Origin of the sequence: Corallococcus sp. CA047B (assembly GCF_003612065.1) — a bacterium.
Classification (GTDB): domain Bacteria; phylum Myxococcota; class Myxococcia; order Myxococcales; family Myxococcaceae; genus Corallococcus; species Corallococcus praedator.
The window spans coordinates 1-8,084 of sequence record NZ_RAWD01000383.1; the positions used below are offsets into that span (position 1 = coordinate 1).

9 protein-coding genes are annotated in these 8,084 nt (G+C 70.2%); 7 read left to right on the plus strand and 2 right to left on the minus strand.

From position 1 onward, the window contains the following. The coding region (locus D7X74_RS36445) for a DUF2339 domain-containing protein (protein WP_120537590.1) at window positions 1-1,504 on the plus strand (1,504 nt) is incomplete at its 5' end. Between the two features lie 50 nt (window positions 1,505-1,554). Here D7X74_RS36445 and D7X74_RS36450 read toward each other — a convergent pair. After that, window positions 1,555-2,292, minus strand: coding sequence for an SDR family oxidoreductase (locus D7X74_RS36450; protein ID WP_120537591.1), 738 nt, complete (start codon window positions 2,290-2,292; stop codon window positions 1,555-1,557). Window positions 2,293-2,388: 96 nt separating this feature from the next. On the opposite strand from D7X74_RS36450, the gene D7X74_RS36455 reads away from it, so the two are divergent. The 4 genes from D7X74_RS36455 (at window position 2,389) to D7X74_RS36470 (ending at window position 4,795) form a co-directional block, all read left to right on the plus strand. Beyond that, window positions 2,389-3,003 carry a TetR/AcrR family transcriptional regulator gene (locus D7X74_RS36455; RefSeq protein WP_120537592.1) on the plus strand — a complete coding sequence of 205 codons (615 nt, stop codon included), beginning with the start codon at window positions 2,389-2,391 and terminating at the stop codon, window positions 3,001-3,003. Between the two features lie 62 nt (window positions 3,004-3,065). Beyond that, a complete protein-coding gene (locus D7X74_RS36460; protein WP_120537593.1) occupies window positions 3,066-3,467 on the plus strand; it encodes an MGMT family protein in 402 nt (133 codons plus the stop codon). Between the two features lie 118 nt (window positions 3,468-3,585). Continuing rightward, complete coding sequence (locus D7X74_RS36465) at window positions 3,586-4,140, plus strand: D-alanyl-D-alanine carboxypeptidase family protein (RefSeq protein WP_120537594.1); 555 nt, start codon at window positions 3,586-3,588, stop codon at window positions 4,138-4,140. A gap of 313 nt (window positions 4,141-4,453) precedes the next feature. Then, a complete protein-coding gene (locus tag D7X74_RS36470) occupies window positions 4,454-4,795 on the plus strand; it encodes a hypothetical protein (RefSeq protein WP_147444530.1) in 342 nt (113 codons plus the stop codon). A 78-nt stretch (window positions 4,796-4,873) separates the two neighbouring features. Here the strand turns inward: D7X74_RS36470 and D7X74_RS36475 are convergent, their stop codons facing one another. Continuing rightward, window positions 4,874-5,866 carry an alpha/beta fold hydrolase gene (locus D7X74_RS36475; RefSeq protein WP_120537596.1) on the minus strand — a complete coding sequence of 331 codons (993 nt, stop codon included), beginning with the start codon at window positions 5,864-5,866 and terminating at the stop codon, window positions 4,874-4,876. 125 nt (window positions 5,867-5,991) lie between these two features. Between D7X74_RS36475 and D7X74_RS36480 the strand changes: the two genes are divergently transcribed. Continuing rightward, window positions 5,992-6,903: a hypothetical protein gene (locus D7X74_RS36480; RefSeq protein WP_120537597.1), complete on the plus strand. Its 912-nt coding sequence runs from the start codon at window positions 5,992-5,994 to the stop codon at window positions 6,901-6,903. Between the two features lie 120 nt (window positions 6,904-7,023). Further along, on the plus strand, window positions 7,024-8,084 hold a 1,061-nt coding region (locus tag D7X74_RS36485), incomplete at its 3' end, for a DUF4139 domain-containing protein (protein WP_120537598.1).

Here is an 8,084-nt window from a genome sequence, read left to right on the forward strand (position 1 = left end):
CCCCGCCGTCGCGCCCCCGGCGGCCGCGCCTGAGCAGCGGGATCTGGAAGCGCACGTCGGCACGTACTGGCTGAGCCGGCTGGGCATCGTGGCGCTCATCATCGGCATCGCGTACCTCATCACCTACCGCTTCGGGGAGCTGGGGATGCTGGCCCGCGTGGGCGCGGGCTACCTGTTGAGCGCGGGGCTGGGCGCGTTCGGGCTGTGGCTGTCGCGGCGCAATGAGCTGTTCGGCCGCATCGTCTTCGGCGGTGGGTTGGCGCTCGCGTACTTCGTCACCTATGCGCTGCACTTCATCCCGTCGGTGCGGGTCATCGACAGCCAGGTGCTGGCGCTGGTGCTGCTCGCGGGGTTCGTGGTGGCCATCGTCACCATCGCGCACCGGATGCAGTCGGAGACGGTGGCGGGCATCGCGCTGTTCCTGGGGCTGCACACCGGGATGCTCAGCGACATCACCGCGTTCACGTTGCTGTCCACCACGCTGCTCGCGGCGGGCGCGCTGTTCTTCCTCGTGCGCAACCGCTGGGTCATCGTGCCGCTGTCCAGCCTCGTGGCCGTCTACAGCACGCACGTCGTCTGGGCGGTGCGCACGGGCCACATGGCCCCCGGCGCGCCGGAGGACGACCGGCTCTTCCTGAGCCTGGGCTTCCTCGCGCTCTACTTCCTGCTGTTCTCCGTGGCGCTGCTCGCCCGCCCGCGCGACCTGCCCCTGCGCGCGAGCCTCGCGTTCACCCTGCTCAACTGGGTGGGGCTCACGTCGCTGGGCGCATACGAGGTCTCCCAGGAGCAGGAGTCGCACCTCTTCAGCTTCCTGCTCATCGTCGCCGCGGCCCATGGCGCGGGGGCGGTGGCGGCCCGGCTCCAGCGCGCGCCCGTGGGGTTGATGCACGCGTACCTGGCGCTGGGCGCGGTGACGCTCGCCCTGGCGATGCCCGCCCGCTACGAGGACGTCGCGCTGGTGGCGGCCTGGACGGTGACGGGGCTCGTCGCGGGGCTGGCCGCGCGCGGGGTGGATTCGCCGGTGCTGCGCGGCGTGGGCGTGCTCATCCTCTTCGTGGCGCTGGCGGCCTGTGAGTGGGAGACGCCGGGACGGCTGACGCTGCTCGCCGGGCTGGTGGTGGCGTTCGTTCTGGTGGAGCGCGGCGGGACGGTGCGCGTGGCCGGCCTGCCTGAACCGGAGACACGGCCGCTGTTCACGGCGGTGGGCGCGGTGGGCGCGGGCCTGTCCCTGGTGGCGCTGGTGGGCGCGCGGATGCCATCGGGGCTCGTCACGTTGGGCTGGGTCATCGCCGCGTTCCTGCTCTTCGGCCTGGGCTTCGCGGTGCGCGAGCGGTGGTACCGGCTGGCCGCGCTGGCGGTGATGGGGCTCGCGCTGGGGCGGCTGGTGCTGGTGGACGTGGCGCGGCTGCCGCCGGATCAACGGGTGCTGACCTTCATCCTGCTGGGCGTGATGCTGCTGGTGGTGTCGTACACATACACGCGGCTGCGGGACAGGCGCGGTTGAGGTGGGAGGCCCCGCCCCGGCAAACGCGGCGGTCCATGGCGGCCTGACGCTCAGCCCTGCGCGGTCGGACGGAGGATGATCTCGCCCACGTCCACGTCGGCGGGCTGTTCGATCGCGAAGGCGATGGCGCGGGCGACGGCCTCCGGCGGCATCGCGAAGGAGTCCCGGGACGTGCCAAGCAGGGCCTTCATCTGGGGACTGGTGACGCCCTCCGCGAAGTTGGTCCGTGTCATCCCGGGCGACAGGACCGTGACGCGCAGCTTGTCGCCGGCCTCCTGGCGCAGGCCCTCGGAGATGGCGCGCACGGCGAACTTCGTGCCGGCATAGACCGACTGGTTCGGGACGATGCGGTGGGCCGCGGTGGAGGCGACGTTGATGAAGTGCCCGGACTCCTGCTTGCGGAAGACGGGCAGCGCCGCCGCGATGCCGTACAGGACACCCTTGAGGTTGATGTCGATCATCGCCTCCCAGTCCTCGACGCGCAGCTCGTCGAGCGGTGAGACGGGCATCACCCCGGCGTTGCTGATCAATACGTCCAGCCGGCCATACCGCTCACACGCCAGTCCGACGAACCGGGACAGGTCGTCGCGGCGGCTCACGTCGATGCTGGCGTGGGTGGCTTCACCGCCCGCCCGAGCGATGCGGGACTCCAACGCCTCCAGGCGGTCCGCGCGGCGCGCGCCGAGGACGACCTTCGCGCCACGTTCGGCGAGCAGCAGCGCGGTCGCCTCTCCGATTCCGCTGCTTGCCCCTGTGATCGCCACGACTTTATCTTGGATTCCCGCCATGAAGCTCTCCCCAGTCTCTCGCTGCGAATCCGTCGATGCCCCAGAAAAGTAAGAGCCCTCTTACATGAGATCAAGACAATCGTCCAGGAGCCGCGCATGACGGTGCGCCGTCGCTACCACCATGGCGATCTGCGTGACGCGCTGGTGGAGACAGCGTTGGAGCTCATCGCGGAGGGGGGCGCTGCCGCGCTCTCGGTCGCGGAGGCAGCGCGGCGGACGGGCGTGAGCAGCGCCGCTCCCTACCGTCACTTCCCGAACCGCGAGTCCCTGTTCGCGGCGGCCGCGGAGCGTTCAGCCCTCGCCCTGGCGGACGCGTTCGAGAAGGCGATGGCCCGCGCGGAGGGCCCGGTGGAGGAGCTGGCCGCCACGGCGGCGGCCTACGTGAAGTTCGTGGTGAAGCGCCGCGCGGGCTTCGACGTCATCTTCTCGGAGGAGATCGATGCCCGGAAGGAGCAGGGTCTGGCGGCGGCGGGGCGACGGCTGATGGACATGATGCTGGAGCCCGCGCTGGGCATCACCCGGGGCGACGGGACGGCGGCCCTCGCGCTCCTGGAGCATCACTTCGCGGCGGCGCACGGCTACGCGACGCTCTACCAGGTCGGTCTTCTCAACCGTCGCGGAAGGTCCGCGGACATGGTGGCGGCCGAGGCCGCGCGCGTGAGCCGGACGCTGGCGGAGGCCGCCGCCAGGGCAGCCCATCCGGAACGCTGACGAGGACACGGGCCAACGTTCCGGGTAGGGTGGTCCCCGCACAACCCACCCCGGAGGCCCCGATGGCATCCCCCACTGATCCGCAGGACCCCTTCGAACGCATCTACGTCGTCTGCGAACAGGTGCCGTCCGGGCAGGTGGCCACCTATGGCGACATCGCCGCCATCGTCGGCCAGGGCTGCGATGCGCGCGCCGTGGGCCACGCGATGGCCGCGCTGGGGTCGCGCGCGGTGAGCGTGCCCTGGCAGCGGATCATCAACCGCACGGGCGGTATCAGCACGTCCGGCGCCCGCCAGCGCGAGCTGCTGGAGGCCGAAGGGGTGGCCTTCGACGACAAGGGCCACGTGCGCATGGACGCGCACCACTGGAAGGGCCCGAGCGAGGCGTGGGCCCGCGCCCATGGCTTCACCGTGTTGCCGCCCCGGGACGCCCCGGCACCGTCTCCCCAGCTCAAGCTCTTCTAGGGTCCACCGGGCGTCCGGGCATCCGGGCACGCACGTGGAGCGCTCGGCGGCCTGCCTGCTTTTCTGCGGGGAATAAAGGCGTCACCGTCGCGTCCTCGCCTACTGCTTGGACCTCCGAATGTCGGTTCCCCTGCTGCGTTGGGGCCTCGTGCTCCTCGTCTGTCTCCTGGCGCCCGTCGGGTTCGCCCAGGACGTGAAGAAGGCCCAGAAGGCGAAGGCCAAGGCGCCGCGCCTGGTGCGCATCCACGGGGGGCACCGGCTCCACCGCGACGCGGCTGCATCCTTCGAGCGCATGACGGCGGCGGCCCGTGAGTCCGGGCAGTCGTTGCTCGTGACGAGCGCATGGCGTTCGTACCAGCAGCAGCGCTACCTGTGGCGCCTCTACCGCAAGGGCAAGGGCGCGAAGGCCGCGCGACCGGGCCGCTCCAATCACAACCGCGGGCTGGCGGTGGACCTGGTCGTGGGCGGCGAACTGGAGTCGCCCACCTACGAATGGCTGGCGGGAAACGCGTGTCGCTTCGGCTTTCGCCGCACGGTGGCCTCGGAGCCGTGGCACTGGGAGTACCGGCCGCGCAGCACACCCGCACCCGGGGACGGCGAGGACTGTCTGGGCCGCCCTGTGAATGTGGAGCCGGAGCCCGCGCCGGCCGTGGTCCGCACCGACGCGAGCTGATGCCTGGAGCCGCTGGGCAGAAGGATTGAGAGGCATTGGTCGTTCTCACTCCAATCCCAGACCGCGCCCGGGCTGTCCGGAACTGTTGGCCTCCCAACCCCAGAGGGAGAAGCTGTAATGCATAGTGAACTCTAGACAAGACTAAGCAGCTTTTCATGAACAACCAGATAACCACCCCATCTAGGGTCATGAATGGGCGCAGGGGCTCAGGCCGCTGGCAGCGCTCACTCATCAATTCACCAGGAGACTCACGATGAAGGGCATGATGATCCGTAGGGCGGCTTTGGGTGCGGTCGTTGCCGTTCTGGTTGGCTTGGGCGGTGCCCCTGCCTTCGCAGCCAACGGCACGGCATACACGTCGGACGCGGGAGACACCGCGGGCAAGACCTACTTCAACGACGACGGCGACATCTACACCGTGTACGACACGGACTCCGACAATGAGGGCGTTGTCGGCTGGGTCGAGGTCCAGCAGGCCAACGGGTCGTGGAAGGCGTTCGCGCGCGTCTACGTTGGAACCGGGTACAACACCCACGCCAGCAACAACGTGGACATCGTCCGCGAGGGCGCGAGGGTCAAGATCGTGGCCTGCCGGCAGAACGGCCCCAGTGGTACGCCGTACTCGTGCGGTACGGCGATCATCTCCGGCAGCTGACGCGAGAACAAACGGGCCAGCCACCCCACGTGCGGAGTGGCTGGCCTGTGTCATCCCATGACTTGACGGAACCTGGCCTCAACGCGCGAGGAAGCCACGCATCGCTGCCACGACCTCCGCGTGCCGCGTGAGCCAGAGGTAGTGCCCGGCGCCATCGAGTTTCACGAGCTTCCAGTTCGGCATGCCCTGAAGCAACGCGTCCTGCGTGGCCTCATGCTGTCGCAGCTCGGGCAGGAAGGCCCGGGCGCGCTCCGCCAGGTCGGCGGGCACGCCTTCGCGCGTGGCCAGGGCCTCGATCCAGGCGGAGAACGCCTGCCCGTCGGAGATGGCCAGCACCGGCCCGGTCAGCTTCGCGAAGTCCGGCAGGGCCGCGCCGCGCACCGACAACTCCGTCGCTTCGGGGAGCCGGTGGTAGCGCAGGTAGGCGCCCGTCGCGGCATCGAACTCGTACGCCTGATCGATTTCATGCGGCGGGAAGCTGCCACCCAGGTCGCGCGTCAGGATGGCGGACACGGCCTCGCGTGATGGCTGGCCGTCGAGCACGGAGAACGGCAGCGGCGGCAGGGGCCGGTCCTTCAGGAACGTGGCGATCTCCCCCCGGTTGTCCGTGGCGTCCAGGAAGATGAGCGCCTCCACGCGCTCCGGGTGGTGGATGCCCAGCCAGTTCAGCTCATCCCCCGCGAGCGAGTGCCCCGCGAGCGTCGCCTTCGAAAGCCCCAGCCCGTCGAGCGCGACCAGCACGTCGTGCCCCAACGTGGCGCTGTCGTAGCCGCTGGCGGGCCAGCTCGACGCGCCGTACCCGCGCCGGGTGAACGCGTAGACATGGTGCGTGGCGACGAACTCGGGCGCCAGCACGTCGTAGACATGCGCGGTGCTGCCCAGGCCCGGCAGGAACACGAGCGCCGGTCCCTTTCCGCCGTAGTCGAGCACCTCCAGCTCCACTCCCTGGGCCACCTGCACCCGCCGCACCTGATGCAGGGGATCCGCGCCCTCCCCACCGGGGGGCACGGACGGCGTGGTGGCGCAGCCGAAGAGCAGCAACAACGAGGACAGGAGCCAGGACGTTCGCATGGCCCGCAACCTTCGCACGGATCACCGCGCTCCCACGCGAAACCAGCTCCAGCAAAGAAAATCATGTATAATATGTTTTGTTGGTAAATTTCAATCTTACTGAATCCCTCTCCTGGAGACAGACGATGCGTGCGAACCGGAAGACGTGGTCCCCTGCCCTGCTGGTATCCGCGGTCCTGCTGCTGGCCGCTTGTGGTGGAAACGTGGTGGAGGAGTCCTCCCTGGAGGCGTCTGGGATTGGGACGGTGGAGGGCGAGGCGAACTCGCCCATCTATGACCGGGCGCGGGCCTATGCGGCCGCCAATCCCAAGCGCGACGGCGGTTCGTGGAACCAGTGGTGCGGTTCGCTGATGGTCCGCTTCGGACAGCTTCCCGACTCCGCGGTGCGGCCTACGGCCATCGAGGCCTACCGGGCCTCGAGGATCGTCTCGACGAACGCGTCCACTGCGCTGATCGGCGCCTTCCACTGGTGGGACATCGGTTCGGCGGGGCACGTGGGCGCGGACCTGAACGGCGGCGGCGGCACGGTCTTCATGGCGACGTACAACCTGTCCCAGTCCTGGGGGGATGCGATTGGCGTCAACAGCGTCTCCGGCTACTCGTCGAAGACGGGCGCGCGCTACCTGGGCTGGTCCATGGACTACGCGGGCGGACGCATCGCGGGGGGCGGCGGTTCGCCGGGAGGAAGCCTTCCGCAGACGTCCACGGAGTTCGACGGCATCCCGGGTGAAATCTATTACAAGCGCATCCAGACGGTGGGCCAGCGCGACTTCGGCTACACGGGCCCCATCGACGGGGTGACGGGTCCGAACACGGAGAAGGTCCGCGTGCGCATCACCGCGCGGGAGCTGAACAACCGCGGCGGGCCCCGCACCTCCGCGCAGGAGGACGGCATCCCCGGCTCCATCTACTGGACCCGCGTGCAGACCGTGGGCCGGAGCTTCGGCTACACCGGTCCCATCGACGGCGTCCCCGGCCCCGCGACCTACAAGGCCGAGCACCGCATCTGCGGCTATGCCGTGAACCGCGCGTTCTGACCTGGCGGGTGGCCTGACGGCGCGGTGCGTGAAGCCGCGTCGGAACAGCCCGTGTGCCGACCGTCGCCATTCGCGGGGACGTCGGTTAGCGTGCGGCCCTCTCCATGGAAGAGGGGGCCCATGCGCGTCGTACCGTCCGTCCTGGAATCCGTCACGGTTCATGCCGAAGGAGCGCTGTGCACGCGCGCTTTCGTGCTGTCCCCTGAGCAGGGCCACCTGCCCGACAAGGTCCGCATCCAGGGCCTGCCCCTGGCCCTGCGCGCTTCGTCCCTGCGCGCCCGGGTCGTGGAAGGCCCCTCCGGCCTGCTCGTCCGCGACCTGCGTCCCGCCTTCGAGGTGCGGCTGCCGTCGGAATCGGATCTGCCCTCGGAGCAGCACGCGCTCGAAGCCGCGGAGACCGCGCTGTCGGACGTGCACGGCCGGCTGGAGCGCGTGCGCGTGGAATTGGAGGCGCTCCAGCGGCTGACGCCCGTCTTCCCGCCCGTGCGCAAGGGCCACCCTCCGAGGGAGGCGCCCCTGTCCTCGATGTTGTCCCTGGCGGGCTTCGTGGACACGGAGCTGGCGGCGCTGCATGCCCAGCGGCTGGAGCTGGAGCGTCAGCAGCGCGACGCCACGGCGGAGGTGGAGCTGCGCCGCCGCCGCGTGCAGGAGCTGTCCTCCGCGCTCAGCGGCGACCGGGCCCAGTTGTTCCGCGCGGCGCAGCTGACGCTGTCGGGCCCCCTCCCCGCGAACACGGATGCGCGCCTCGTGCTGGAGTACGCCGTGTCGGGCGCGCGCTGGGTGCCCACGTATGACCTGCGCCTGCCGCGCACGCTGGAGGAAGGCACGCTGCGCATGCGCGCCGCCGTGCTCCAGCGCACCGGCGAGGATTGGACGGGGGTGCGGCTGTCCGTCTCCACCGCGGACCTGGAGCGCCGCGCGGAGGTGCCGGAGCTGAAGTCCCTGCGCATCGGGCGCAGCCAGCCTCCGCCCGCGCGCTCCGGATGGCGCGAACCCGCCCCGGGCCTGGACGAGCTGTTCGCGGGCTACGACGCCATGCGGTCCCCCGCCCCCGCGTCCATCGTGATGCATGAGCCCGTGCCCATGCCCAAGGAGATGCCGATGTACGAGGCCTCCGAGGAGGAAGGCGCGCTCGACGACGAGGATTCCTTCGGGGGCGCGCAAGGAGCCCCACCCGGAGC

Coding starts and splice junctions, on each gene's coding strand:
- D7X74_RS36450 (WP_120537591.1), bottom strand. CDS start 2,292: ATGGCGGGAATCCAAGATAAAGTCGTGGCGATCACAGGGGCAAGCAGC.
- D7X74_RS36455 (WP_120537592.1), top strand. CDS start 2,389: ATGACGGTGCGCCGTCGCTACCACCATGGCGATCTGCGTGACGCGCTG.
- D7X74_RS36460 (WP_120537593.1), top strand. CDS start 3,066: ATGGCATCCCCCACTGATCCGCAGGACCCCTTCGAACGCATCTACGTC.
- D7X74_RS36465 (WP_120537594.1), top strand. CDS start 3,586: ATGTCGGTTCCCCTGCTGCGTTGGGGCCTCGTGCTCCTCGTCTGTCTC.
- D7X74_RS36475 (WP_120537596.1), bottom strand. CDS start 5,866: ATGCGAACGTCCTGGCTCCTGTCCTCGTTGTTGCTGCTCTTCGGCTGC.
- D7X74_RS36480 (WP_120537597.1), top strand. CDS start 5,992: ATGCGTGCGAACCGGAAGACGTGGTCCCCTGCCCTGCTGGTATCCGCG.